The sequence below is a fragment of the Nocardia sichangensis genome, from assembly GCF_047200615.1.
Taxonomy (GTDB): Bacteria; Actinomycetota; Actinomycetes; order Mycobacteriales; family Mycobacteriaceae; genus Nocardia; species Nocardia sichangensis.
The window spans coordinates 158,441-179,742 of the sequence record NZ_JBJZOK010000012.1 but is presented as its reverse complement, the minus strand read 5'-3'; the positions used below and the strand labels follow the sequence as shown (position 1 = coordinate 179,742).

General features: G+C 69.1%; 25 protein-coding genes. 9 read left to right on the top strand and 16 right to left on the bottom strand.

The genetic code is table 11. From position 1 onward, the window contains the following. Positions 1–41 precede the first annotated feature (41 nt). Entirely contained in the window at positions 42–1,043 is a 1,002-nt protein-coding gene (locus ACL03I_RS19050; protein WP_364430098.1) for a DUF418 domain-containing protein, read from the top strand. Between the two features lie 2 nt (positions 1,044–1,045). Here the strand turns inward: ACL03I_RS19050 and ACL03I_RS19045 are convergent, their stop codons facing one another. The 5 genes from ACL03I_RS19045 to ACL03I_RS19025 form a co-directional block, all read right to left on the bottom strand. After that, complete coding sequence (locus tag ACL03I_RS19045) at positions 1,046–2,248, bottom strand: MAB_1171c family putative transporter (protein ID WP_412806587.1); 1,203 nt, start codon at positions 2,246–2,248, stop codon at positions 1,046–1,048. Between the two features lie 2 nt (positions 2,249–2,250). Beyond that, entirely contained in the window at positions 2,251–2,808 is a 558-nt protein-coding gene (locus tag ACL03I_RS19040) for a hypothetical protein (RefSeq protein WP_412806586.1), read from the bottom strand. A gap of 3 nt (positions 2,809–2,811) precedes the next feature. Then, positions 2,812–3,255 carry a hypothetical protein gene (locus tag ACL03I_RS19035; RefSeq protein WP_355075641.1) on the bottom strand — a complete coding sequence of 148 codons (444 nt, stop codon included), beginning with the start codon at positions 3,253–3,255 and terminating at the stop codon, positions 2,812–2,814. A 167-nt stretch (positions 3,256–3,422) separates the two neighbouring features. Next, the gene (locus ACL03I_RS19030) at positions 3,423–4,586 is read right to left on the bottom strand and encodes a cytochrome P450 (protein ID WP_412806585.1); all 1,164 of its coding nucleotides are present in this window, start codon (positions 4,584–4,586) and stop codon (positions 3,423–3,425) included. 71 nt (positions 4,587–4,657) lie between these two features. After that, positions 4,658–4,852: a heavy-metal-associated domain-containing protein gene (locus ACL03I_RS19025; protein ID WP_067802986.1), complete on the bottom strand. Its 195-nt coding sequence runs from the start codon at positions 4,850–4,852 to the stop codon at positions 4,658–4,660. Between the two features lie 113 nt (positions 4,853–4,965). On the opposite strand from ACL03I_RS19025, the gene ACL03I_RS19020 reads away from it, so the two are divergent. The 3 genes from ACL03I_RS19020 to ACL03I_RS19010 are packed head-to-tail and all read left to right on the top strand — an operon-like array spanning position 4,966 to position 5,765. Continuing rightward, positions 4,966–5,403, top strand: a complete 438-nt coding sequence (locus ACL03I_RS19020) for a hypothetical protein (RefSeq protein ID WP_356966932.1) — start codon at positions 4,966–4,968, stop codon at positions 5,401–5,403. Positions 5,404–5,426: 23 nt separating this feature from the next. Further along, entirely contained in the window at positions 5,427–5,582 is a 156-nt protein-coding gene (locus ACL03I_RS19015) for a DUF6131 family protein (protein ID WP_086006372.1), read from the top strand. Positions 5,583–5,591: 9 nt separating this feature from the next. After that, positions 5,592–5,765, top strand: coding sequence for a CsbD family protein (locus ACL03I_RS19010; RefSeq protein WP_355075646.1), 174 nt, complete (start codon positions 5,592–5,594; stop codon positions 5,763–5,765). Positions 5,766–5,862: 97 nt separating this feature from the next. Here the strand turns inward: ACL03I_RS19010 and ACL03I_RS19005 are convergent, their stop codons facing one another. The 3 genes from ACL03I_RS19005 to ACL03I_RS18995 all read right to left on the bottom strand — a co-directional run bounded on the left by ACL03I_RS19005 (position 5,863) and on the right by ACL03I_RS18995 (position 7,476). Continuing rightward, positions 5,863–6,591: a VIT1/CCC1 transporter family protein gene (locus ACL03I_RS19005; protein WP_355075648.1), complete on the bottom strand. Its 729-nt coding sequence runs from the start codon at positions 6,589–6,591 to the stop codon at positions 5,863–5,865. A 58-nt stretch (positions 6,592–6,649) separates the two neighbouring features. Next, entirely contained in the window at positions 6,650–7,024 is a 375-nt protein-coding gene (locus ACL03I_RS19000) for a hypothetical protein (protein WP_379254129.1), read from the bottom strand. Positions 7,025–7,086: 62 nt separating this feature from the next. Continuing rightward, positions 7,087–7,476 (bottom strand): PPOX class F420-dependent oxidoreductase, encoded by a 390-nt coding sequence (locus ACL03I_RS18995; RefSeq protein ID WP_412806584.1) that lies wholly within the window; start codon positions 7,474–7,476, stop codon positions 7,087–7,089. 156 nt (positions 7,477–7,632) lie between these two features. Here ACL03I_RS18995 and ACL03I_RS18990 point away from each other — a divergent pair, with 156 nt between their 5' ends. After that, a complete protein-coding gene (locus ACL03I_RS18990) occupies positions 7,633–8,613 on the top strand; it encodes a sigma-70 family RNA polymerase sigma factor (protein ID WP_412806583.1) in 981 nt (326 codons plus the stop codon). A gap of 65 nt (positions 8,614–8,678) precedes the next feature. Here the strand turns inward: ACL03I_RS18990 and ACL03I_RS18985 are convergent, their stop codons facing one another. Further along, complete coding sequence (locus ACL03I_RS18985) at positions 8,679–10,625, bottom strand: UvrD-helicase domain-containing protein (RefSeq protein ID WP_412806582.1); 1,947 nt, start codon at positions 10,623–10,625, stop codon at positions 8,679–8,681. Between the two features lie 136 nt (positions 10,626–10,761). Continuing rightward, positions 10,762–11,835: an AraC family transcriptional regulator gene (locus ACL03I_RS18980; RefSeq protein WP_356966943.1), complete on the bottom strand. Its 1,074-nt coding sequence runs from the start codon at positions 11,833–11,835 to the stop codon at positions 10,762–10,764. 34 nt (positions 11,836–11,869) lie between these two features. Here ACL03I_RS18980 and ACL03I_RS18975 point away from each other — a divergent pair, with 34 nt between their 5' ends. Continuing rightward, positions 11,870–13,375, top strand: coding sequence for a flavin-containing monooxygenase (locus ACL03I_RS18975; RefSeq protein WP_412806581.1), 1,506 nt, complete (start codon positions 11,870–11,872; stop codon positions 13,373–13,375). Between the two features lie 20 nt (positions 13,376–13,395). Here ACL03I_RS18975 and ACL03I_RS18970 read toward each other — a convergent pair whose 3' ends face one another. Beyond that, positions 13,396–14,208, bottom strand: coding sequence for a DUF1460 domain-containing protein (locus ACL03I_RS18970; RefSeq protein WP_412806580.1), 813 nt, complete (start codon positions 14,206–14,208; stop codon positions 13,396–13,398). A gap of 165 nt (positions 14,209–14,373) precedes the next feature. On the opposite strand from ACL03I_RS18970, the gene ACL03I_RS18965 reads away from it, so the two are divergent. Then, complete coding sequence (locus ACL03I_RS18965; RefSeq protein WP_355075664.1) at positions 14,374–14,751, top strand: hemophore-related protein; 378 nt, start codon at positions 14,374–14,376, stop codon at positions 14,749–14,751. 39 nt (positions 14,752–14,790) lie between these two features. On the opposite strand, the gene ACL03I_RS18960 is transcribed toward ACL03I_RS18965, so the two are convergent. Then, positions 14,791–15,954 carry a sensor histidine kinase gene (locus ACL03I_RS18960; RefSeq protein WP_355075666.1) on the bottom strand — a complete coding sequence of 388 codons (1,164 nt, stop codon included), beginning with the start codon at positions 15,952–15,954 and terminating at the stop codon, positions 14,791–14,793. Continuing rightward, positions 15,951–16,607, bottom strand: coding sequence for a response regulator transcription factor (locus ACL03I_RS18955; RefSeq protein ID WP_355075668.1), 657 nt, complete (start codon positions 16,605–16,607; stop codon positions 15,951–15,953). The genes ACL03I_RS18960 and ACL03I_RS18955 overlap by 4 nt, the downstream gene beginning before the upstream one ends. Before the next feature lie 113 nt (positions 16,608–16,720). On the opposite strand from ACL03I_RS18955, the gene ACL03I_RS18950 reads away from it, so the two are divergent. Then, entirely contained in the window at positions 16,721–17,131 is a 411-nt protein-coding gene (locus tag ACL03I_RS18950; protein WP_355075669.1) for a nitroreductase family deazaflavin-dependent oxidoreductase, read from the top strand. A gap of 46 nt (positions 17,132–17,177) precedes the next feature. Here the strand turns inward: ACL03I_RS18950 and ACL03I_RS18945 are convergent, their stop codons facing one another. The 3 genes from ACL03I_RS18945 to ACL03I_RS18935 are packed head-to-tail and all read right to left on the bottom strand — an operon-like array spanning position 17,178 to position 19,781. Beyond that, positions 17,178–18,170 carry a hypothetical protein gene (locus ACL03I_RS18945; protein WP_364430051.1) on the bottom strand — a complete coding sequence of 331 codons (993 nt, stop codon included), beginning with the start codon at positions 18,168–18,170 and terminating at the stop codon, positions 17,178–17,180. Beyond that, positions 18,157–19,461: a hypothetical protein gene (locus ACL03I_RS18940; RefSeq protein ID WP_412806579.1), complete on the bottom strand. Its 1,305-nt coding sequence runs from the start codon at positions 19,459–19,461 to the stop codon at positions 18,157–18,159. The genes ACL03I_RS18945 and ACL03I_RS18940 overlap by 14 nt, the downstream gene beginning before the upstream one ends. After that, the gene (locus tag ACL03I_RS18935) at positions 19,458–19,781 is read right to left on the bottom strand and encodes a hypothetical protein (protein WP_412806578.1); all 324 of its coding nucleotides are present in this window, start codon (positions 19,779–19,781) and stop codon (positions 19,458–19,460) included. The genes ACL03I_RS18940 and ACL03I_RS18935 overlap by 4 nt, the downstream gene beginning before the upstream one ends. Positions 19,782–20,186: 405 nt before the next feature. Here ACL03I_RS18935 and ACL03I_RS18930 point away from each other — a divergent pair, with 405 nt between their 5' ends. Continuing rightward, positions 20,187–21,263, top strand: a complete 1,077-nt coding sequence (locus ACL03I_RS18930; protein WP_355075677.1) for a sugar ABC transporter substrate-binding protein — start codon at positions 20,187–20,189, stop codon at positions 21,261–21,263. The last annotated feature ends 39 nt before the right edge of the window (positions 21,264–21,302 follow it).

Sequence of the window (21,302 nt, the reverse complement as noted above, 5' to 3'; positions counted from 1 at the left end):
GAGATACCGGCTTCGGGGCCGCCGCTGGATACCGTGAATCCATGCACCACGACGCGGGTCCGCTACGCATCGAGGAACTCGACGCGGTTCGTGGCTTCGCGCTGTGCGGCATGCTGGTGGTGAACATCTGGCGGATCACCGACATCGCGGCGACGGACGAATCGGGCGTGGTGCTACCGATCCGGCACACGCTGTCGGTGGTGTTCGAGGGACGGTTCTTCCCGATCTTCTCGTTCCTGTTCGGAATCGGCTTCGCACTGCTGCTGGACAGTGCCGAGGAACGGAGCGAGCGCCCGCGACTGGTCCTGATCCGCCGCTTGCTCGCGCTCGGGGTGATCGGCCTGGTCCATCAGCAGTTCCAGCCGGGTGAGGCGCTGCTGCCGTACGCGTTGGCCGGGCTGGCGATCCTGCTGCCCGCCTCGGCGCTGCCGAACTGGGCGGTGCTGCTGGCGGGACTGGTAGGGACCTTCGGCGTGGCGCTGGCCCTCGGCGGCGGGCTGGCCCTGGCGCCAGGGTTGTTCCTGCTCGGCCTGGCCACCGCGCGCGCCGGGATCGTGGACACACTCGATGAGCGGGGCTGGCAGATCGCCGCGGTCTTCGCCCTCGCCCTGCCCGCCGCGATAGTGGCGGGCAGGTGGGAATACCGCACGCCGTATCTGGAGCTGTGGTCCACTCCCGCCGTGGCTGTCGCTGGTCTACTGGGCGCGCTGGCCTATGTCACCGGGCTGCTGCTGTTGCTGCGCATCGAGCCGGGCCAGGTACTGGCGGAGGTGTTGCGGCCGCTGGGTCGCCTGGCTTTGACCAACTACGTCGGCGCCACCGCGCTGATCCTGCTCGCGGCACCGCGTCTCGGCCTGTCCGGCTCCGGCAGCTACGCGGCGGTGCTCGGGTTGGCGGTCGGGATCATCGCGGTGCAGGCGGTGTGCAGTGCCGTGTGGTTGCGGTTGTTCGAGTACGGCCCGCTGGAATGGGTGTGGCGTTGCGTCACCTGGTGGACCGTGGTGCCGATCCGGCGGACGCGCGTGCCGAGCCGCCCGTACTGAGTTCAGCGCGGGGCCGCCGGATCGCCGGTGTTATCCAGCTCGGCCAGGGTCGCCGAAACCAACGGCCCCGTCTCGAATTGGACGGCGACCTCGACCAGCCAGGCCGACTCGGCGGCCAGCGTGGGTCGACTCGGTTCACGGAACGACTGGTTGTCGCCGGTGGGCGGCAGACCGAGCCGGTGCGCCCGTAGCGCCGCGGCGATGCGGGCGGCCTCGATCGCGGCGGCTCTGCTGCGATCCGGGATCGCCAGTTCGGTCGCCAAGCGCTCGGCGATCGCCACCGCTTCGGCGGACAGATGCGGTCGCAACCGCAACAGCCAGTCCCGTATCTCGATCACCCTGCGGTACACCCGATCTCGGGCCGCCGTGCCGCGCCGGTCCGGCGGATGCGCCAGTTCCGGGTCCACCTCGCGCAGGGCCAGCCACAACGGGCGCAGCCGCGGCAGCGCCCGCAGCCGGGCGGTGGTGTGCAGCAGCCACGGCCCCAACGAGGGGCACAGGTAGCCGACCAGCATGACGGTGGCGCCCAGGCTCGCGAACGCGGGCGCGATATCGGTGTTGAGGAGACGCAGATCGATACCGGCCCACGCCGCGCCGATCGCGATCACCTTGCCCACGCTGTAGCCGAGCGCGACGGCGCTGCCGAGCGCGAGCAGCCGCAGGCCGCGGCGCAACCAGATTCGATCGACCTCGCCCATCCACCGGCGGCACAACACGATGATGCGGATCAGCGCCGCCGAGTAGACGGTGAGGTAGACGCCGAGGAACGCCACCGCCAGCGGGACTTTCGCGTAGTGGTCGTCGAAGTCGGTGGGATGACTCTCGTCGTGCACCGGCGCCGCCGTGAACAGCGCCGCCAGCACGACGGGCACGAGCACCGGCGGGACGAGCACGCGCCGTGCCGCGCTCGCGTCCGGTTCCCGCTCCGCCACCATGAACCCCGTCCAGACCACTTGGGCGAGCACCGCGCCCGCGATGGCCCCGTACACCACCAGAGACGCCAGGTTGGGCACGCCGGAGACGTCATCGATCCAGGTATAGGTGCGCGGCACAGCCGCTTCGAACCCGATGCCCGCCGTGAGGATGGCGAACGCGACCGCCCAGCGCGCGGGGTTGCCCGGGTTGCGCAGGGCCAGACCGGTTCGCCACAGGAACGCCGCGAAGGCGAAGACGCCCACGCCGCCGTACACCAGCGCGAACCACATGCTCAGCTCTGCCCCGGCCCCAGCGCGTCCAGCAGTCGGCGCGCGGCGACCGGCGCGGAATCGGGCAGGACCCACTCCTCCCGTGCCGTCCACTGCGTGATGTGGTGCGTCATCAGCATATTCGCGAGGTGTTCGGCCTCGCGTTCCTGCGGCTGCGCGTAGCTGGTGCGCCCGAGCATGCGCCGCACGACCGCGGGGTCGATGTTCGGCGCGAGCAGCCGCACGGCTTCCGCGCCGCGCACGTCGACGGTGCGGTGGCCGGCGAGCAGATGGCCGAGTTCGTGACAGACGATGTGATCCTGATGCATCTTGGAGGTGTTGCGCTGATAGGCGATGAAATCGATCGCGTCGGTGACCAGCAGGCCGCCGGTGAGGCCGGTGACCGGGAAGCTCTCCGGGCGCAGCCGCAGGGGACGGGCGCGCCGCTCGGCGACGGCCTCGGCCAGCTCGCCGACGGTGAACCGGCCGGTCAGTCCCATGGCGCGCAGCTCCCGGCGCAGCCAGCGACGATCCAGCACCGGCTGGTCACCTCCGTCCTTGCTCCAAGCCGCGATCCGCATCGCTCACCCGTTGTGCTCGTTCTCGATGCGTCGCAGGATGTCCAGCATCGCCAGCACCGATTCAGCGCGGACCGTACCCTGTTGCAGCCCGTCGCGCAGCACCAGTTCGAGTACCTCGTGTTCGGCATTTCCTTTGAGCGCGTTGATCAATGCCAATTCGCTGCCGCGCGCTGCCGCCAGTCGCGGGTCGGTGAACGGATCCAGGCTGTCGAGCCCGAAGTAGCCGCGCAACACCTCCAGCGTCTCGTAGGACGGGTTCACTGCCTGCCCGGTGCGCAGCTTCCAGAGGTAGTTGGCGGACAGGCGCGTTCCGGTGGTGCGGTGGATGTCTTCGGCGAGCGCCCGGTGGGTGATCTCCTGCGGTCGCCCGTCTTTGCCTGCGGGCGGGTGTATTCCGTTGATGAGCGTGTTGAGAGCCCGTGTAAACGGGTGTAAGCCGTCCCCCATATCAGCGTGTCTCCTGTGGTTGACAGGGCCTGTGGCGTAGATCATACTCGTCCCTGCTCCGCCAGCACATGCCGGTGTGGTCGCCCTCGAAGGGGCGTCGGCCACGAGAGGCCCGGCATCCCAGAGCGGTAGCAGGTGGGGCGATCATCGTCGCTCGCCCCATTTCATCAGAGCCGCACCGGTAGTGTCAGTGGTCCGCGATGGCGGAAACCGGAGCGCCAGGCGATCTCTCGTTCGTCCACCGCGAGCGCCGCATCCGGCCATCGCGTGAGGACGTGCTCGAGAGCGGCCGCGGTGAGGGTGTGTACCAGCGCGTTCCCCAAGCAGGCGTGCATGCCGTAGCCGAGCGCGAGCTGGTCCGCGCGGTCCCTGGCGAGGTCCGGTACCGCTGGGCGCGGGAAGATTTCGGGATCGTGGTTGGCCGATGCCAGGCACAGCAGTACCGTCTGTCCCGCGGCGATCGTCGTGTCGCCGATGACCAGGTCGGTGGTCGCGAAGCGCGGTCCGGCCAGCACCTGCGGGGAGAGGTGCCGCAGCAGCTCGTCCACGGCTGATCGCTTGTCGCCCAGGGCGTACCACGTCTGCCGCAGGCCCGGACTGCCGAGCAAGGTGAGCACCGAACCGGCGATCAGATCGGCGAGCACTTCATACCAGACGAACAGCAGGTAGAACAGCAGCCCGGTCAGCTCAGCACCGGTCGGCGACCCGCAGGCCCGGTGTGCGCCTACCCAGCGCCCCAGCGCGGTGTCGGAGCGCGGTGCCCGCGCGGTGGCGTCCGCGATGATCGCGAGCATGGTGGCCAGGGTGTCGCGGGCGCGCGGTGGTGCGGCCGACGGCAGTAGCGTCGAATTCGCCCAGCCGCGAAGGCGTTCGGCAGTGTGGTCGTCGAGGCCGAGTAGTTCGCCCAGCACGGCGGCGGGAAGCGGCACGGCAAGACGCTCGACGAGATCGACGGTCTCGCCCGAATCATCCTCGTGCAGCAGCGAATCCACCAAGCGGGGCGCGCGGTCGGTCCACTCGGCCAATCGGCGTGGCGACAACTCGGAGGTCACCAGACCGCGCAGGCGTGCATGGTCGGCCGGCGCGGCACTGAGCATCGCGTCCAGCGGTGGCGGCACCGAGAAGCCCCGGTAGTCGTCTCCCTGGGCATACCGGACCCGAGTGGAGAGCCGCTCATCCAGCAGCCCGGCCCGTACGTCGCGGTATCGCGTCACCAGCCAGGCCGGTGGCCCATCGGGCGTGCGAACGCGGTGAACGCCCCCTTCGATGCGCAGTCGCTCGAGCGTGGGCCACGGGTTACGGGCGAAGTCGGAGTCGAACACATCCGTCACTCGCCCATCATCCCGCACTGTGTCCTGGGGACGGTGGCTGCCGAGGGCTGCCGGTGCGTGCTGCGCGCCGATCAGGAGGCGGCGGCTCCGGTCTGCCGGATCGCGTCGAGGACTTCACCGTAGGTCAGCGTGGTCGAGTTCACGAGCGCGCGCTCCGAGGCCACGTCGATGTCGACGGAATCGATACCGTTGACGCCGCGCAGTGACGATTCGATCGCGGACGCGGACTCGCGGGTAACGTTGTGCAGAGTAACCGTGTACGTCATGTAATTCGCATTGACCGATCGCGCTCGCTCAAACTTTCCTTTCCGTCCCGTTTGATCGTGGAGACCCCGGGAATAGCCGGGTTGTCAAACGACTCGACGCAACAGGGATTGCCATGATCATCATCATCGGGCTCATCGCCTTGATCGCGGCCGTGATTATCGGAGTGGCCGCGGTAGTGGGCAACACCGGCCCCGCTCAGCAACTGACGAGCGATTTCGCGGTATTCGACTATCACTTCCACGGTTCCACCGGAGCACTGTTCGGTTACGGAGTAACGCTCGGTGCGATCGGGGCGTTCGGACTGGCCCTCGTCCTATCCGGCGCCTGGCGGGTCACCCGCCGCGGCGTGGCCGCGCGTCGTGAACTCGCACAGTCCCGTCGCGAGATGGCGGCGGTGCGGCGCGATCTGGCCGCAGGCACTACCGCGCCGGTGGAACGCACCTCGCAGGAGCCGGCTTGGCGGCGGTGGTTGCGCACAGGCGGTTCGGGTACTGCCCGCACCGATCGCGGCGCCACGGTATCGACCTCGAAACCCGTGACCGCGAAATAATTGAGAAGAAAAGGAATACGACAATGATCATTCTCGGCCTCATCCTCCTGGTCTTGGGTTGGCTGCTCGGAATCGGGCTGCTCACCACGGCGGGCATCATCGTGCTGATCATCGGGCTCGTGCTGCTGGTGGCCGGTTCGGTGGGCCGTCCGGTGGGTGGCCGCCGCTGGTACTACTAGGGATTCCGCATGAAGTTCGAAGATCGCCTCGCGCATCAAGTGCAAGCGACCAGGGGCAGCGTGAAGAAATTCGTCGGCCGTGCGACCGGCAACTCCCGGCTGGAGGCCGAGGGGCGGCGGGAGCAGGCCCGCGGCAATCTGAAACGCGCCGCGGACAAGGTGCGGGACGCGTTCAAGCGCTGACCGCGCACCGCTCGACCGGTGCCGGGCGAAGGCCGATGGCCTCCGCCCGGCATTGTCGTGTTCTCGCGAAGGAAAAGTTCGAATTCTCGCGTGCGCGTCAGACTCCGGCGATTCCGGCGAGTTGTCCGATGCCGTAGGTGACGGCCATCGCCAGCGCGCCGCCGAGCACCACCCGGACCACCGCCCGGCCACGGGCACTTCCCCCCAACCGGGCGCTGACCGACCCGGTGAGCGCGAGCGCGGCGAGCACGGCCGCGAACGTCACCGGAATACGCGCGTCGACCGGCGGCAGGAGGATGGCCAGCAACGGCAGCAGCGCGCCGAGGGTGAAGGCCACCGCCGAGGAGAACGCCGCCAGCCAGGGGTTGGTCAGCTCGGCGGGATTCAGGCCCAGTTCGGCCTCCGCGTGCGCGGTGAAGGCGTCGTGCGCGGTGAGTTCCTCGGCGACCTTGCGCGCCGTTTCGGGCGTCAGCCCTTTTGCCTGGTAGATCCCGGTGAGCTCGATCAGCTCGTAGTCCGGCTCGTCGCGCAGCTCCCTGCGCTCTTTCGCCAGCAGAGCCCGCTCGGAATCGCGCTGAGTGCTGACCGAGACGTATTCGCCCACCGCCATGGAGATCGCGCCAGCCGTCAGACCCGCGATGCCCGCGGTGAACAAGGCCGGTGTATCGGTGGTGGCCGCCGCGACGCCGACGACCAGACCCGCGGTGGACACGATGCCGTCGTTCGCGCCGAGCACACCGGCGCGCAGCCAGTTGAGTTTGGACGCGAAGCCGTTGCCGTGCGGTTCGTGCGGATGTGCGCCGGAGGCGTCGGTCGTGCGATCCATGAAACGCACCCTAATCACCACCGTGTGACGCGGGCGGGAATCGCGACAGCTCGAACGGTTAAGCGCGGGGTTGGCGGGGAACCGCCAACGGATGCGGCGGCATCGTGCGGTGGATGATCTGGAGAATCAGCAGGAACAGCACCGAGAGTCCGGCGGTGGTGAAATCCCCGACCAGAACCGCCAGTACGGCGAACGCGCCGAACACCGGAAACTCCAGCACGGCGCACCAGCGCAGGATCCGCAGCCGCCTGGCGTTGGCGGCCAGCCGTTGCACACCGTCGTCGATGATGGTCAGCGCCGTCTCGTAGCGCACCATGCCGTCGCCGACCTGGACGAACATGTGCACGGCCTGGTCGCGGCTGAGCTCGCCGAGCCAAGCCCGGTCGATCAGCCGCTTGCCCTCCTCGGCGACCTCCTTGATAACCGCGTCCATGCGGCCCCCTTCCCAGTCGTCCGGAGAGTCTAGCGGCCGAATCGCGCCTTCCCAGTGACGATTCAAGCGGGCGGGAAGACGTAGACGCGCTCCGGCACGATCCGCACGATCACCCGCCGCGCCTCCGGTTCCGGTGGCGGCGTCGCGCCGCCCATGTACTTGGCGTACATCGCGGTGAGCAGGGTCTTGTCCGGGTCGTCGGTGAGCTCCACCCGGCCGCGCACCTCCGCGTAGCGGCCGTTGGCGCGGCTGAGCACCAGCAGGCTCACCCGCGGATCGCGCCGCATGTTGCGGGTCTTCAGGCGTCCTTCGATCGTGCTGAACAGCAGGGTGTCGCCGTCGTGGTCGACGAAGATCACCGAGGACTGCGGGCGGCCGTCCGCGTTCGCGGTGGCCAGTACGGCGGCGTGCGGGCTGTCGATCAAGGTGCGCACGATGTCATCGAGTTGCATCGGAAGTCTCCTCGGTCGGTGCGGAATCACGGTGATTCCCGTAATGCGGACTTCCGCCGCGATCGGAAGGAATCGCCGAGAGCGATTCTTTTTCGAGTCCCGCCCGGTCCATATCTGCGACGGCTCACGCTTCGTGAACCGGGAAAGGACCCGCGGATGACCTCGACCAGTGCGCTACCGGACGCCGAATTCACTCGCCGTACTCAGCCGTATCGCCGGGAACTGCTCGCGCACTGCTATCGCATGCTCGGCTCGATCCACGACGCCGAAGACGTGGTGCAGGAGACCTATTTGCGGGCTTGGCGTTCGTTCGGCGCCTTCGAGGGCCGCTCCTCGGTGCGGACCTGGCTCTACCGGATCGCCACGAACGCGTGCCTGACCGCGCTCGAGCACCACGGTCGGCGCGTGCTGCCGTCCGGTCTCGGCGCTGCGGGCACGGACCCGTCGGCGCGGCCCGTGGCCGCGGCGGGCGTACGGTGGCTCGAGCCGCTGCCGGACACCCTGGTGACGCCGGACTCGGCGGACCCGGCGGGTGTCGCGGTGGCTCGCGACAGCCTGCGCCTGGCGCTGATCGCATGCCTGCAACACCTGAACGGCAGGCAGCGTGCGGTGCTGTTGCTGCGCGACGTGCTCGGTATGCCCGCGGCCGAAGTCGCCGGAGTGCTCGAAACCAGCACCGCGGCGGTGAAGAGCACATTGCAGCGCGCGCGAGCCCGGTTGACGGAGGTATCGGCGGCGGCCGAGCAGGCGGTGCCGCCGAGCGAGCCGGGGCAGCGCGCGCTGCTCGAGGAGTATCTGACGGCCTTCCGACGCGCCGACCCGGCCGCCATCGAACGACTGCTGCACCGGGACGCCGTGCTGGAGATGCCGCCGTCGGCCACCTGGTTCTCGGGTAAGCGGACGTGCGTCGCCTACCTGGCCGAGCACGTCCTCGGCGCTCCCGGCGCGTGGTTGCTGTTCCCGGCCGCGGCGAACGGGCAGCTCGCCGCGGTCGCCTATCACCGGCAATCGGATTGCGTCTACCGCGCTTTCGGCGTCGCGGTGCTCACCACGACCACGGACTCGATCATCCGGATCACCGCGTTCGGCGACCCGGATCTGGTCACCGCGTTCGGATTCGCCCCGGTCCTCGGGTGAACGAAGGTCGCGATACTCGCACGTGCGCGGTACTTCTTGCCGGGAGTCGGATCGGTCGTGGAGCGCTATCGGCCGCGCTGGATCTCCGGCCGGTCGTCTCGAATTCCGATCCAGGCGTAATCCCGCGCCCTGGTGATCGCGACGAGCTTCTGCCGTTCGGCGAGTTCGGCTCGTTCGCGTCCCGCGCCGGTGCGTGAGTCCGCGCCCGCGGGCCAGGTCGGATGGAAGACCGCCGCGAAATCGAGCCCCTTGGCGCGATGCACCGCGCCGACCTTGACCGCCGCCCGCGGTGTTCCGTCGTAGTCCTCCAGGGGCAGTGTCGCGATGCCGACGGCCTCCAGCGCCCCGGCGAGCCGCCCGGCCTCGTGCCGCGTCCGGGTGAGTACTGCGATATCCGACAACGGCTTTCCGCATCCGCGAATACCGTCGACCAGCGCGGCCTCCAGGTACTGATCCGGTCCACGCCAGATCCGCACCACGCCGTCGGGCAGGGTGACGTCGGCATCGCGCAGCGGCACGCCGGGCGCGTCGTCGAAATCGCCGAGCTCGTTCACCGCATCGATGCCCGCGGCGTTCTCCCAGACGCGGCGGCGGTTGCGGTAGTTCACCCGCAGGATCTCGCCGCGGCCGCGCAGATCGATGCCCGCCTCGGCCATGCGCCAGCCTCCGGCGTACACCTGCTGCTGGCCGTCGCCGAGCAGCAGCAGCGGACTCGACCCGTTGCCGCCCGCGATGGCGTGGGCCAGCCGCAGCCCGGCCAGCGTGATGTCCTGCACCTCGTCGACGACGACCGCGTCATAGGGTTCCGGGAGCGGTTCGTTGCGGATCTCGGCCAGCGCGATGGCGATGACGTCGCTGTAGTCGGAGATGCCCCGCTCGCGCATCTCGCTGACGTACGGCACGTACAGCTTGTGCCACACGTCGGCGCGCCGGTCGTCGCCGAGACGAACACCGTTGCGCCCGTATCGGTCCGCGCGCTGGTAGACGTCCAAGTCGTCGATCTCGCGCCCCTTGATCACCCGGTCGATCTCCTCCCGCCAATAGCTCGCGCGCGGCTCGATGTCCTCGAAGTCGGCCCTCGCCCGTTCCCAGACGCGGCTGAACACGCGGTCGGCTCCGTGCGGGTCGAGTTTCGGCGCGGCGATCCGCTGTGCGAGGAAATCCAGGGCCCAGGCGTGCAGACCGGCGAACTGGACGCGGCTCTCGGTTCCCGGGGCGAGCCTGCGGAAGTAGGTCTCCTGGCAGTTCGCGAGCGTCTTCACGAACGTCGTGTACAGCTGACGGCCGGTGGATCGCCGCGCCTGCCTGGCCATTCGGTGCAGCGCCACGACGGTCTTCCCGGTGCCCGCAGGGCCGGTCAGCCGCGCGGGGCCGGTGTAGTTGCGCGCGACCAGGATCTCCTGTTCGGGATCCAGGAAGGTCATCCAGTGCTGGAACGGCCTCTGCAACGCCGTATTCCGCTGCGGCGCAAGCACCTCCGACCGATCGAGCAGAGCGGGATCCGCTGCGCCCTGCGCCGCTTCCTCGAACTCCAGCAAGTCGTATTCGCGGGCCGACTGGTGGGCGACGGTGTTCGCGATGGCCTGTACCCGGGTGGGTCGCAAGTGCCGCTGCCGTGCGCGGATCACCCGATCGAGCTCGCCCGGCCCGGCCACGGCGAACCGGCCGTCCACGCGCACCCCGATTCCGGCGGGTACGAGCAGGACGAGCTGCACGTCATGGGGGACCAGCTTCTCGCGCCCGAACTGCAATCGGCCGAATCGCGCCTCGACGTCGCGGTGGATCTCGTCGAGTTCGGCCGGGACGCCCTCGGCGAAGCGCAACGCGAAAAGTCCTGTCCCGCAGAACAGCAACGCATGGGCGTGCGTGGCGGGCAGGTCCACGGGGTCGCGATGGACGAGCAGGTATCGGCCCGGTTCGGCCAGCGCCTCGGCGAGAAATGTGCGCTGGTGCGATGTCAGGCCGGGAATGCGGGTCAGCGTGTCCGTGACACGCGAAAGCCAGGCGTTCATGGAGTCCCCCTTCCGGTGCACACCTACCCCGTCTTCGACGGTAAAGACACCGCGTCGAGGAGGGAATGCGCCGAGGGCTTTCCGGGACAACCGTTATCGAAACGGGCGGATCGGACACCGGACCGTTGTCGGCCTGTCACCCGAAAGTGTTGTGCTGCTGTGTTCTTCCATCGGATTCCACGCGGCGCAGGGTGGTCGGCGTTGTGCCCCACCATCTTCGGGCACATCGGGTGAAGGTCGCTTGTTCCGACAGCCCGATCAGCGAGGCGACCTGACTCATCGGCATATCCGTCGTGGTCAGATAACGCCGGGCCGCGTCCCGGCGGACCTCGTCCAGGATCGCGGCGAACGAGGTGTGTTCGGCGGCGAGGCGTCGTTGCAAGGTGCGCGGGTGCACCGTGAGCAGCCGTGCCACCGCGCCTATCTCGGGCGCGGATGTACCCAGGAGCTGCTGGACGGCGGCGCGCACCTGCGGGGCGAGCGCCGCCGCCGCGTCACCGGACTGCTCCGCGAGGAAGGCCATCGCCAGCCGGTGCAGATTCTCGTCACCGCCGGTGAGCGGCCTGCCCGCCAGGCTGCGCGGCATACGTAGCGCCGCGAAGGGCCGCTCGACCCGCACCGGGGCGCTGAAGAATTCTTCGTAACCGGCGAGCGCGGCCTCGGGCCGATAGGGCAACTCGACCGAGCGCAACCCGTATCGGTCGCCCACCAAGCGCTGAATGGTGCGATGCACGAACGCCAAGCCCAGGTCGGTGCCCTGGACGGGGGTGGGAAGTCCCGGCCGCACGCTGTAGCGCAGCGCGATCACGCCGCGATCCCCGTAGGGGTCCGGTTCCAGCGTCAGGCTCAGCGACCGCGCGTGCAGGAACAGGTACCGCGCCGTGCACTCGAGCACGTCGGCCAGCGACGGCGAATTCCGGATGGCCAGCGCCAGCGGGCCGAGCATGTCCAGATCCTGCCGCTGGGAGATCCGCAGACCCAGGTCGGGGCAGCGCAGCTGGTGCGCGGCCAGTTCCAGGACGGCCGCGACGCGCTCGTCCGGCACGAGCAGATCGTCGGCGTCCAAGGCGGCCACCGGCAGCCCGCACGCCGTGGCCAGCGCCTCCGCGTCGCCACCGAGTTCGGCCACGGTCGCGCGGAAACCGCGCAGCCCTGCGGATCGAATCACCGACATGTCGTCGAGGATCAAATAGTTGTCGCGCAAAGTCAAGATAGCGACCCCGTGAGGCTCGCACACTGGACACATGACGCAGACCGACACAGCACCGGAACACCTCGATGTCGTGATCGTCGGCGCGGGACTATCCGGTATCGGCGCTGCCTACCGCTTGCAGACCGAGTGCCGTGGCAAGACCTACGCCATCCTCGAGGCCCGCGACACGCTGGGCGGCACCTGGGACCTGTTCCGCTACCCGGGCATCCGCTCGGACTCCGACATGTTCACCCTCGGCTACCCGTTCAAGCCGTGGCGGGACGCCAAGTCGATCGCGGACGGTCCGTCGATCCTGCGCTACATCACCGAGACCGCGACCGAGAACGGCATCGACCGGCACATCCGCTTCCGCACCAAGGTCCTCGCGGCCGATTGGGACAGCGGCGCCGCGCGCTGGACGCTGACGCTCGAGCAGCGCGACGCGACCGGCTCCACCGAGACGCGCACGCTGACCTGCGGCTTCCTCTACGCCTGCGCCGGGTACTACAACTACGACCAGCCGCACGCACCGGAATTCCCCGGCATCGCGTCGTTCGCCGGCGAGGTGGTGCACCCGCAGTTCTGGCCCGAGGACTTCGACTATCGCGGCAAGCGCGTCGTCGTGATCGGCAGCGGCGCGACCGCGGTCACCCTGGTCCCGGCGATGGCGGAGCAGGCGGAGCTGGTGACGATGCTGCAACGCTCGCCGACCTGGATCAGCGCCGTCCCGGGGCGGGACAAAGTGGCCGACAAGATCCGCGAGCTGCTACCGCCGCGGCCCGCGCATCGGCTGATCCGAACCAAGAACATCCTGTTCGGCATCGGCTTCTACCAGTACTGCCGTCGCAGGCCGGAGGCGGCGCGCAAGCTGCTCACCGGCCTCACCACGCGCATCCTGAAGGACGAACAGGCCGTCGCCGAGCACTTCACGCCCAGCTACAACCCCTGGGACCAGCGTCTGTGCGCGGTCCCGGACGCGGACTTCTTCAAAGCCATGAAGAAGGGCAAGGCCGAGGTCGTCACCGATCACATCGACAGCTTCGTGCCGGAGGGCATCCGGCTGAAGTCCGGCCGGGTGCTGAAGGCGGACGTCGTGATCACGGCGACCGGGCTGCGACTGCTCGCCTTCGGCGGCATCGCGCCCAGTGTCGACGGCGTGCGGGTCGACTTGTCCGAGCAGTTCGTCTGGCAGGGAGCCATGCTCACCGGCGTCCCCAACTTCGCCGTGTGCATCGGGTACACCAACGCGTCGTGGACGTTGCGCGCCGACCTCACCTCTCGGCTGGTCTGCAAGGTGCTCAACCACATGGACCGCAAGGGTTACGCCTCCGTGGTGCCAGAGCCACGGGGCACGCTCGAGGAGCACCCGCTGCTGGATCTGGCCTCCGGTTACGTCCAGCGCTCCATCGGCGACTTTCCCCGGCAAGGCGGCCGTCATCCGTGGAAGGTGCGCCAGAACTACCTGCTCGACTCGGCGACCACGCTGCGCACCGACTTGGACAAGACGCTCACCGCGACGCCGAAATCGGCCGTCCGGCGGCCGGTGCCTGTCGCCTGACCCGTCACGGAGGAGTGGGGTCAGCGCGCCCGGAGTACGACGATGCCCGGTGTCGACCGCACGTACTCGGCGAAGGGCGAGTCCACCACCTTGTCGTTGCCCGCGAGCGAGGACGCGTTGCGGAAGACCGGACCGGCGTCGGTCATGACGAAGATGCCGACGTGGGTGACGTCCAGGCCCGGTTGGTCGGCATAGGCGCCGATGTAGTCGCCGGTGCGCAGCCCGCTCACGACGTCCTGGCCGACGGCGGCGCTGGGAATGTAGGTGATCGCGCGATCGACCACGGGCAGCCCCGGAAGATAGGTGCCGCCGTCGGCTTTCGCGTTGAGGTGTTCGGTGACGGTCACCGCAGCGGTGCTCAACGTCGCCGTGATGTCGGTGGCCGCGACGTCGGGGACGTTCGACCAGTCGGTGAAGAAGTGCTTGCGCTGCTGGAAGTCCACGCGGCCGCCCGCGTAGCGCGTGCGGATCAGGTTCGTCGTGAACTGCTCGCGGTCGGTGGAGCGGGTGAGCGCCTCGACGTAATCGAGGAAGGTGAAGCAGTCCACCCGGCGCAAGTCGATGACCAGCTGTTCGGGCTGGGTCGCCGATCCGACGAGCATGTTCGCGCCGTAGGGCGTGCCGAGGAACCGGCGCGACAGCAGCTCGATCAGTTCCGCCTTGCTCGCCGCCGCGGGCGCCTGAGCGCGCAGCGACAGCAATTCGTCGAGCTTTCTCGCGGTGACGTCGTCGAGGCGTACGGCCTCCGGAGCGCCGAGCGCCACGGTCGGTGTGGACACCGCGGCGCAGACAAGGGCCACGAGGACGAGCAGTACACGAGCGATGGTGCGCAAGACGCCTCCAGCGGAGTGGGCCGGCCGATCCGTACACGACAGCGACACCAACGGTAGGTGATGAGGGTCGGCAAGACCTAGCGCCGTCCAAACACCCCTTCTGCTGGACTGAACGCCGGGTCACGAGGTGGTGGCCCCACGTCCCCACCGAAAGGGTTATCCGACATGACGAGAATCGTTCGAGCCACCTTCGCTCTGGGCGGTCTGCTCGCCGCGGGCGCGCTGCTGGTTCCGGCGACCGCCTCCGCGCAGCCGCAGCCGGGCGGACTGCTGGAGACGACGTGCAACTTCGCCCAGATCGATGCCGCCGTCCATGCTCAGTTCCCCGACGCCGCCGCCCGGCTCGACGCGCACCCGGACCGGAAGGCGAAACTCCAGGAACTCCTGAGTCTCCCGGTCGAGCAGCGCAAGCAGCGCGCCAAGGAATTCCTGGACAAGCACCCGGAGGCCAAGGCCAGGTTCGAGGAACGCCGCAACTCGCCGGAGGCGCAGCAGCACCGCGAGAAGCTGCGCGTCATCGCCGACACCTGCCACAACTACTGAGCACGCTGCGGGCGAGGTGTCGGACTCGCCCGCACCTCGCTACGCCCGCGCGCGGGGGAGGTCGACGGTGACCGCCAGACCGCCCTCCGGGCGGGCCGTCGCGTGAACGACGCCGCCGTGGGCCTGTGCGACCGAGCGCACGATCGACAGGCCGAGCCCGGCGCCGCGGGTATCGGAATCGGCCGAGCGTTCGGCGGTGGCGAGTCTGCGGAACGGTTCGAAGAGACTGTCGACTTCGAACGCGGGCACCGGGGGACCGCTGTTCGCCACGGTGAGCACCGCGCGCTGGCCTGCCGTCCTGGTCCGGATGCTCACCCAGCCGTTCTCGGGCAGGTTGTAGCGCACGGCGTTGTCGAGCAGATTGTGGACGAGGCGTTCCAGCAAGAGCGGATCTCCCTGCACGGGCGCGGTTTCGAGATCGGCGGTGATCTCGGCCCCTGGCCGTTCGGCTCTGGTTCCGACCGCATCGGCGGCGAGGTCGGCGAGGTCGGCGCTGCGGTGTTCGGTCAGCCGCTGTTCGCTGGTGGCCAGCACCAGGAGGCCGTCGATGAGCCGTTCGTGACGGCGGTTGACCTCGAGGAGCGTGGCGCCGAGCCTGCGGGTGGACTCGGGAACCTCGGGGTCTTCCAACGCCACCTCGATCAGGGTCCGGTTGATGGTCAGCGGTGTGCGCAGTTCGTGGGAGGCGTTCGCCACGAATCGGCGCTGTCCGTCGAACGCCCGGTCCAGGCGCTCCAGCATCGCGTCGAAGGTGTCGGCCAGATCCTTGATCTCGTCCTGCGGACCGTCGAGGGCGATGCGCTCGTGCAGGCTGGTGTCGGCCACGCGCCGCGCGGTCGCGGTGATCCGCTGCAAGGGATGCAGGGCACGTCCGGCCAGCAACCAGCCGAATCCACCCGCGGCGATCCCCACCGCGCCCAAAGAAACCAGCGACCACACCAGCATGGCGCGCAAAGTATCCCGCCGATTCCGCTGGGCTTGCTCGCCGAGCGCCTTGAACAGTTCCGCGGACACCGGAGCACGGTTGCGCTCCGCCCGCTCGAGGAGATACTCCCGCACCACTTGCTGCGCACCGCCGCCGGGCCGTCGCTCCAGCGACTGATTCAGGTAGAAGTACATCAACGCGATCAGTACCGCGCCGGCCAGGAAGAACGCCGTCGCGTACAGCAGCGTGAGCCGCAGCCGGATCGTGCGCCCGTTCATCGGATCCGGTATCCAACGCCGGGCTCGGTCTCGATCAGCCGCGGGTCGCCCAGCTTCCGCCGCACGTTCATGATCGTGTACCGCACCACGCCGGTGAACGGGTCGATGTGCTCGTCCCATGCCTTCTCCAGCAGCTGCTCGGCCGAGACGACGCCGCCGTCCGCGCGCAGCAGTTCGGCCAGCACCGCGAACTCCTTGCGCGACAGGGTGACCGGTTCACCGTTCCTGGTGACGGCGAACCGGTGCTGGTCGAGCCGGATGCCGGACCGCTCCAGCACCGGGGGAGCGGCGCTGCGTGCCCGCCGCCCGAGCGCCTGGATCCGGGCGACCAGCTCGGCGAAGGCGAACGGCTTGGTCAGATAGTCGTCGGCGCCAAGCCCCAGACCGGCTACCCGCTCCGCCACCGCGCTCGCGGCCGTCAGCATCAGGATCCGGGCCGAGCCGCCGGACTCGATCAGCGTGCCGCACACCTCGTCGCCGGAGACGCCGGGCAGATCCCGGTCGAGTACCACCACGTCATAGTCGTGCACGCCGGTACGTTCCAGCGCCGCGGTGCCGTCGTACACCACGTCGACCGCCATGGCATGCCTGCGCAACCCGTCGGCGATCGCGTCGGCCAGCAATCTCTCGTCCTCGACAACAAGTACCCGCACCCCGCCATCGTGCCCTCTACCGCTGTTGGGTGGACGTTAGTCCGGCCCCGGCGGGCAGATCTGGGTAGGCTCGCGGACGAACCGGCGCACCCGACTCCCAGGAGAGACAAGCCATGGCAGGCGACTGGAACACCCAGATCATCGAGGAATTTCGCGCCAACCAAGGCAAGGTCGGCGGCCCCTTCGCCGGTCGCGAATTGCTGTTGCTGACCAGCACCGGCGCGAAGTCGGGTCGCCCGCGCACCAATCCGCTCGCGTTCGTTCGCGACGGCGACGACATCGTGGTGATCGCCTCCAAAGCGGGCGCTCCGACCAATCCCGACTGGTTCCACAACGTCCGGGCGAACCCGGAGGTCACGCTCGAGATCGGCACCGAGACCCTGGCGGCGACCGCGACTCCGGTCACCGAAGGCGCGGAGCGCGACCGTCTCTACGCCGCCATGGTCGAGGTGATGCCCGGCTTCGCCGAATACCAGGAGAAGACCGACCGGGTGATTCCCGTCGTCAAGCTGACGCCGCACTGAGCGGAGCTGGGGCGGCGCCGTTCCCGGTCGTGGCCGAACGGAAGCGTCAGCCTGCCGTGATTCCGGTGATCAGCGTTTGATCCGTGCCGGTACGGGTCGTGATGAACTGCGTGAAGGTGTTCGCCTCCTCGCCGGGGAACTGCTGCGTCAAGCGGACTTCCCACCGTGCCTGGCCGTCGGGTCCGTCCCCGGCCCGGGAAATCTGCACGCAGTATCGGGTGCCCGCAGGCACCTGGTTGATGCCGCGCTGGATCTGATCGGCGGGCGATACCGCCGCGTCGGGGGCGACCACCGCGCGAGCCCGGTACCCGGATCGTTCGGCGTAGTAGGCGTACTCGAAGGCGAAGATGGCGTCGGGGCCGTTGCCGGTGCCGCCCGGATCGGTGCCGGAGACGACGTCGGCGGTGCGTTTCTGCTCGCATCCCGGCGTGGCGATGGCCCACGGCGGCCTGACCCGTGAGGTGGACGTCGAGGTGGTCGGCGCGGGTCCGGCCGCGCGCGGCGGTGATGTCGCCGCCGCTGTGCGCGAATTCGCCTCGGAGCCATAGATCATGGCCAGGCCGATCGAGACGGTGGCGATCACGATGGCGAGCACGATCAAGACCGTCAGCGAGCGGTTGCCGCGTTGCTGTTCGGTGCGCCGCGGGTGGCGCACCGGGGTGCCGGGATGAATGCCGGATCGGTTGACGATGGCGGGCGCCGTGACGTGGCCGTCCTCGGGCTCGGCCCGCACCGGCTCGGTGGGTGCGCCGCGCTGCTGCGGGGCAACGGGTTGCGGCGGTCGCACCGCGGCGGGCGCGGGTTCGAGCCATTGCTCCCACTCGCCGAGGCGCGGCCGGGTGTCTTGCCGCTCCGGCGGGCGCGGTGGCTCCGGCGCCTCGTACTGCGGCTCACGACGACGAACCTGTTTGCGCCGACCGGGTGAACGACGTCGTTTGGACGGCTTGCCTGCCGGAATGCGCAGCATCGGCAGACCCGTGTCGAACGGATTGGCCTGGCTCGCGCCCTGACTGGGATGCTCCCGGTCAGGGGGCGTCATCGTCGAATTCGCCCAGCACCGGTACGACCGCTGTCACGGCGGACGGGATGGTCACGCCGAGTTGTCCGTCGCGCGGCTTGTGCTCCTGGTCTTCGCCGCCCGGCGGCGGAGCGGGCGGTACCACCATGCCGCCGGTCGGGCCGGGATGAGCGGGATGGTCCGGGCTGGTCGCGGGCGCGGGTGGCGCGGAGTCGACGGCGGGCGGCGCGACCGCGGGCGCGGGCCTGCTCTCCGGTTTCGGCGCATCCGCTCGCGCGGCGGGCGACGAATTGCCGGGCGGGATCAGCGAACCCGGGCCGCTGGTCGACGACTTGTGCTCCGGCGATCCACCGAAGTCGAACAACTTCGAGGAATTCTTCGAGTCGTCGCCGGTCGTGCCGGAGTTGGTGGTGGAGCCCGGGTTGATCAGCTCCGGGATCGCCTTGTCCGCGGCCGCGGCGACGGTGTCGATGCCGTGGATGCCGACTTCGGCGATCTTGTCGATGATGTGCGTCCCGATGTCGACGCCCGCGTTGATGGCCGTGGTGCCGAGGTCCACCCCCGCGGAGATGAGCTGCTGCTGCAATTGCAGTTGCGCGACCATGGCCGGGTCCATGGGCTGTGTGGTGGCGGGTGTCGTGGTGCCGGGCACGACTTGCCCGGTGCTACCGGGATAGACGGCTTGCCCCTGGCTGACGCCGGACGGCGTGGTGACCGTGAGCGGTCCCATCTCGTCGAGTTTCCTGGTGTGGTCATCCATTTCGGTGCGCGCGGCCGTCACGGTGGTGAGCGCGTCGCGCAGCGCCTGGGTGGCGCGGGTGATGACGGCGTCGGTCTCCGGTGCGGAGGTCGCGTTGTCCAGGATCTCCCGCGCGTCGCGCCGGAAGTCGGCGATGATCTGGTCGACGCGCCGCGCCGCGCGCCCGGAGGTGGCGTGCGCGTCGGCGAGAACGGACAGGTAGGCCGGACCTCGGTCGGAGATGTCGCCGATCTGGGTCTGCGTGGTGCGCATCGCGGGCACCGCGCTGTCGGCGGCCTGGGAGGCCCAGGTCGATTCCAGGGCGTGCAGCCCTTCGCGGTGCGGGCCTTCGGTGTCGGCCGCCTGGGCGGATGCGGCCGAGAGCGCCCCGGTCGCGGCCGCGCTCGGCACGCCGACACCGGTGCCGAGTGCGGAGCGCAGCGTCAGCAGTGGCTTGACCAGCGCGGCGACGATCGGCGGATCGACGCCAGGTTCGGTGCTCACCGGCCTGGTGGTCTCGGCGGCGGGCTGGGTGGTGTGGGTGCGTTTGCGCAGTCCCATCAGGCTTCTCATGCCGGTGCCTCTCCGGACCGCGTGATCGCGCTCGCCGTCGCGGCGTCGACATCCTGCGCGTTCTCGCTGTAACCGCGCAGCACTCGGCCGTATGCGCTGACCAGCTGTCCGGCCGTCGACAACGCTTCGGCGTGTTCGGACACGGCCGCGGAGAAGCGCGCCGCGAATTCCGCGCCGACGACGCCGAGATCGGCGGCCAGTCGTTCCGGATCCACCGCGCTGGAGGCGACCGTGGCCGCCGACGCCAATTGTTCGGACACCGCGTCCGCGATCGCGGTGTAGGCGGCCACCGCCGCCGGGTCGAGCCTGAGCGTATCCACTGTTCCCCTCCCGGATCCCAGTCTGTCGCTACCGCGCCATGATTCACCGCCAAGGGTACTGTGCCGAAGCCCCGCCATGCGCCTGTTCCTCGGTGGTCGGTTTCGCGCGTAGGCCACGCTTTCGCGTGTCCGACCGTCCGCGCGGCGTGGGCGGCATCTCGAAGCATCCGCGGGCGCGTCCTGGCGCGACGGCCGACCTCCCTGTTCACGAGCCCTCCTGTGTCCCTTGCCGATCCGGCCGGAGTGGCGTCCACCCGAGCGAACGCGTGCGTGTCGAGATTGTTATTCGGAACAACAAATTAGCTGTTGTGCGCTGCGTCACAGTCCAATATGTTGCTGTGAACAACATTTGTTCCACTCCGACCGGCCGGGGGATCGTCCCGGCCGGTGATGAAAGGCCCACTTATGCGTAAGGGCATCCTCAGCGCCGCCGCGCTGTCGTTCGCGCTCCTGGCCGCCACGCTCACCGCGTGCGGCGACTCCGGGGACTCCGGCGGCAAAACCCAGATCGGCGTGATCCTTCCGGACAGCAAGACCTCCGCCCGCTGGGAGACGGCGGACCGCAAGTACCTGCAACAGGCGTTCGAAGCCGCTGGCGTCAAGGCCGATATCCAGAACGCCCAGGGCGACAAGAACGCCTTCCAGACCATCGCCGACCAGATGATCACCAACGGCGTCTCGGTCCTGGTGATGACCAACCTGGACAGCGGCACCGGCAAAGCGGTGATCCAGAAGGCGAAGTCGCAGGGCGTCACCGTGATCGACTACGACCGGCTCACCTTGGGCGGCGGCGCGCAGTATTACGTCTCCTTCGACAATGTGAAGGTCGGCAGCTTGCTCGGTGCGGGAGTCGCGCAGTGCCTGACCGATCGCAACGCGGTGCGCCCGGTGGTCGCGTACCTGAACGGCGGACCGACCGACAACAACGCCGCCCTGCTGAAGACCGGCTACGACGGTGTGTTGAAGCCACGATTCGACGCGGGCCAGTACGTCAAGGGCCCCGATCAGGCTGTCCCGGAGTGGGACAACACGACAGCGGGCACCATCTTCGAGCAGATGCTCACCGGCAGGCCGGATATCGGAGGCGTCGTCGCGGCCAACGACGGATTGGCCAACGCCGCGATCGCGGTGCTGAAGAAGCAGAAGCTCAACGGTCAGGTGCCGGTCAGCGGGCAGGACGCCACGGTGCAGGGACTGCAGAACGTGCTGGCGGGCGACCAGTGCATGACCGTCTACAAGGCGATCCAGAAAGAGGCCGAAGCGACCGCGAAACTGGCGGTGGGCCTGGTGAAGGGGGAACCCGGCACGACCAACGGCACCGTGCGCGATCCGGAGTCGAACGCCGACGTGCCGTCGGTGCTGCTGGAACCGAAGGCCATCTACCCGCGCAACGTCAAGGACGTGGTGGCCGACGGCTATGTCACCAAGACCGAGTTGTGCACCGGCGAGTTCGCGAAACTCTGCGCGGACAACGGGATCTGATATCGCACGCCCCTTCCGCGGTTCGATGAGGGGATTGCG

Excerpts from the sequence above, each read along its gene's own strand:
- ACL03I_RS18990 (WP_412806583.1), top strand. The coding sequence starts at position 7,633 with ATGACCTCGACCAGTGCGCTACCGGACGCCGAATTCACTCGCCGTACT.
- ACL03I_RS19040 (WP_412806586.1), bottom strand. The coding sequence starts at position 2,808 with ATGCGGATCGCGGCTTGGAGCAAGGACGGAGGTGACCAGCCGGTGCTG.
- ACL03I_RS18995 (WP_412806584.1), bottom strand. The coding sequence starts at position 7,476 with ATGCAACTCGATGACATCGTGCGCACCTTGATCGACAGCCCGCACGCC.
- ACL03I_RS19000 (WP_379254129.1), bottom strand. The coding sequence starts at position 7,024 with ATGGACGCGGTTATCAAGGAGGTCGCCGAGGAGGGCAAGCGGCTGATC.
- ACL03I_RS19020 (WP_356966932.1), top strand. The coding sequence starts at position 4,966 with ATGATCATCATCATCGGGCTCATCGCCTTGATCGCGGCCGTGATTATC.
- ACL03I_RS19005 (WP_355075648.1), bottom strand. The coding sequence starts at position 6,591 with ATGGATCGCACGACCGACGCCTCCGGCGCACATCCGCACGAACCGCAC.
- ACL03I_RS18975 (WP_412806581.1), top strand. The coding sequence starts at position 11,870 with ATGACGCAGACCGACACAGCACCGGAACACCTCGATGTCGTGATCGTC.
- ACL03I_RS18985 (WP_412806582.1), bottom strand. The coding sequence starts at position 10,625 with ATGAACGCCTGGCTTTCGCGTGTCACGGACACGCTGACCCGCATTCCC.
- ACL03I_RS18965 (WP_355075664.1), top strand. The coding sequence starts at position 14,374 with ATGACGAGAATCGTTCGAGCCACCTTCGCTCTGGGCGGTCTGCTCGCC.
- ACL03I_RS18945 (WP_364430051.1), bottom strand. The coding sequence starts at position 18,170 with ATGACGCCCCCTGACCGGGAGCATCCCAGTCAGGGCGCGAGCCAGGCC.
- ACL03I_RS18940 (WP_412806579.1), bottom strand. The coding sequence starts at position 19,461 with ATGAGAAGCCTGATGGGACTGCGCAAACGCACCCACACCACCCAGCCC.
- ACL03I_RS19050 (WP_364430098.1), top strand. The coding sequence starts at position 42 with ATGCACCACGACGCGGGTCCGCTACGCATCGAGGAACTCGACGCGGTT.
- ACL03I_RS19035 (WP_355075641.1), bottom strand. The coding sequence starts at position 3,255 with ATGGGGGACGGCTTACACCCGTTTACACGGGCTCTCAACACGCTCATC.
- ACL03I_RS18950 (WP_355075669.1), top strand. The coding sequence starts at position 16,721 with ATGGCAGGCGACTGGAACACCCAGATCATCGAGGAATTTCGCGCCAAC.
- ACL03I_RS19015 (WP_086006372.1), top strand. The coding sequence starts at position 5,427 with ATGATCATTCTCGGCCTCATCCTCCTGGTCTTGGGTTGGCTGCTCGGA.
- ACL03I_RS18930 (WP_355075677.1), top strand. The coding sequence starts at position 20,187 with ATGCGTAAGGGCATCCTCAGCGCCGCCGCGCTGTCGTTCGCGCTCCTG.
- ACL03I_RS18960 (WP_355075666.1), bottom strand. The coding sequence starts at position 15,954 with ATGAACGGGCGCACGATCCGGCTGCGGCTCACGCTGCTGTACGCGACG.
- ACL03I_RS19025 (WP_067802986.1), bottom strand. The coding sequence starts at position 4,852 with ATGACGTACACGGTTACTCTGCACAACGTTACCCGCGAGTCCGCGTCC.
- ACL03I_RS19010 (WP_355075646.1), top strand. The coding sequence starts at position 5,592 with ATGAAGTTCGAAGATCGCCTCGCGCATCAAGTGCAAGCGACCAGGGGC.
- ACL03I_RS19045 (WP_412806587.1), bottom strand. The coding sequence starts at position 2,248 with ATGTGGTTCGCGCTGGTGTACGGCGGCGTGGGCGTCTTCGCCTTCGCG.